Raw genomic sequence first — 1,700 nt, 5'->3', positions numbered from 1 at the left:
ACAACCTATTAATCTACAAAGCTGCGTATAGAGTTTCTTCAATATTCCGTTTCTCATGATCTTTCTCTTTAAACCTGTGAAGGGTGCTGTTGCTGTTCATTATTATCTGTAGAAGCAGCAGTAAAAGCAGATTGTGAAGATAATTTAGAATCACATGATTGCGTCCTATAAAAAAACGAGAAAAAGTCTTCTGCCTTAATCGGCGCTCCAATTCTTTTGGCTTCATTTAAAAGGATTGGGATATGTTTTGTCGGAATTCTCCCACCAGTTCCACCTTTTGATACAGGACGCAGCCAGACATACACACGTGTTCTATGAACTCCGAGCAACTGAGACACCCTACGAACTCCACCTAACAGATTTATTATTTCATAAAATTGTTTCATAATTCGCATTGTAGCTTATTTAGGTACAAAATCAATAGATAATGTAACGAAAACCACAAAAGATTTTTTTTCTAATAAAGATATAATGGAAACCATGAATAACATTATGAAAATTTGGCTAAGTGAAGCCTTACAAGAATCTGGATTATCTCAATCATCGCTTGCTAGACAACTAAGTGAGAAGATGCAGCGCCCTATCTATCGCTCTGCCGTCAATAAAATGCTAACGGGTGAACGAGGAATAAGTGTGCAAGAGGGTATGGCAATTGAAGAAATCACAAAATATCCTCTTCCACGAAAAAAAACGATACCTTTAATGGGTTATGTAGGAGCAGGTTCAGAAATTATCCCCTATGAAGACGGTTGGCTTGAAGAAGTAGAAATCCCCCCATACATTACAAAAGATACGTACGCGGTAAAAGTTGAGGGCGACTCAATGGAACCTTTCATTGAGGATAAATCTATTTTATTTTATTCAGAAAACATTTCTCCAAGTTTACTCCTTAATAAAAAAGCAATTGTCTATACGCAAGATGGACGCTGTTTTGTCAAAATAATAAAACAAGGTAGTAAACCTAGTTTATTTAATTTAGAGAGTTTAAATAGATTATATCCAGAAATAAAAGATGTTGCATTAGTTTGGGCGGCACCTATAGACTGGATAAAACCACCAAGATTTTAAAATATTTAAACCCAATAAATGTACTATTAAAGCTCTAACTATTCTAAGCATATCCCCTCTTTTTTAGTGATTACAGCTTTAATTTTTTAAGTAATTTTTTTATATTTATATAAAAGTTTCTAAAATCGTTACATTTATGTTGACATAAGTTCCTAAATACGCTACATTGGTATCCATAAATTAACACAAACAATCGCCAAGAGGCGTTAGGGAGGAAAAATTATGGATAAGCCAATTCTTATAAATTCCAATGAAATTTTATTAGTTGCCTACGATGATAATCAAAACATTGCAGAGTCTGGACCACTTGATGCAAGCCAAATTCTAAGCATTGTTGCTGAGGTAGATGATGCAATCCAAATCTTTCGTATAAATCCTTCTGAGAATAATTGTGAAGATATCTCTGAAGAGATTGCAGACGCATATGTAGAAGCAAATATTGAACATCTCCATGAGGATAGTGAGGTTCATTACTTTGTACGTGAAAGTAATGCTTACCATGATCTTTTATCTGAGTTAGCAGAAGAAAAATATAATGATGAGGTCTACGGGACCTACGAACAACAACACCGTTTGCGTCCTTGTGATGTGCTTTAAAAATTCTTAAGGGCGCATTTAAAAGCGCCCCCTTT

Annotated in this window: 3 protein-coding genes; 2 read left to right on the top strand and 1 reads right to left on the bottom strand. The window is 34.8% G+C overall.

What is annotated here, in order from left to right; translation table 11 throughout:
- Positions 1-68: 68 nt before the first annotated feature.
- Positions 69-386 carry a hypothetical protein gene (locus ACFILT_RS04070; RefSeq protein ID WP_375679640.1) on the bottom strand — a complete coding sequence of 106 codons (318 nt, stop codon included), beginning with the start codon at positions 384-386 and terminating at the stop codon, positions 69-71.
- Between the two features lie 94 nt (positions 387-480).
- On the opposite strand from ACFILT_RS04070, the gene ACFILT_RS04065 reads away from it, so the two are divergent.
- Both ACFILT_RS04065 and ACFILT_RS04060 read left to right on the top strand, forming a co-directional pair.
- Positions 481-1,068: a S24 family peptidase gene (locus ACFILT_RS04065; protein WP_375679639.1), complete on the top strand. Its 588-nt coding sequence runs from the start codon at positions 481-483 to the stop codon at positions 1,066-1,068.
- Between the two features lie 222 nt (positions 1,069-1,290).
- Positions 1,291-1,665 carry a hypothetical protein gene (locus ACFILT_RS04060; RefSeq protein ID WP_375607467.1) on the top strand — a complete coding sequence of 125 codons (375 nt, stop codon included), beginning with the start codon at positions 1,291-1,293 and terminating at the stop codon, positions 1,663-1,665.
- The last annotated feature ends 35 nt before the right edge of the window (positions 1,666-1,700 follow it).

The organism is Bartonella sp. AP7XZML, from assembly GCF_042195745.1.
GTDB lineage: Bacteria > Pseudomonadota > Alphaproteobacteria > Rhizobiales > Rhizobiaceae > Bartonella.
The sequence above is the reverse complement of the archived record's forward strand: the minus strand, read 5'-3'. Positions and strand labels throughout refer to the sequence as shown.

Excerpts from the sequence above, each read along its gene's own strand:
- ACFILT_RS04070 (WP_375679640.1), bottom strand. The coding sequence starts at position 386 with ATGAAACAATTTTATGAAATAATAAATCTGTTAGGTGGAGTTCGTAGG.
- ACFILT_RS04065 (WP_375679639.1), top strand. The coding sequence starts at position 481 with ATGAATAACATTATGAAAATTTGGCTAAGTGAAGCCTTACAAGAATCT.
- ACFILT_RS04060 (WP_375607467.1), top strand. The coding sequence starts at position 1,291 with ATGGATAAGCCAATTCTTATAAATTCCAATGAAATTTTATTAGTTGCC.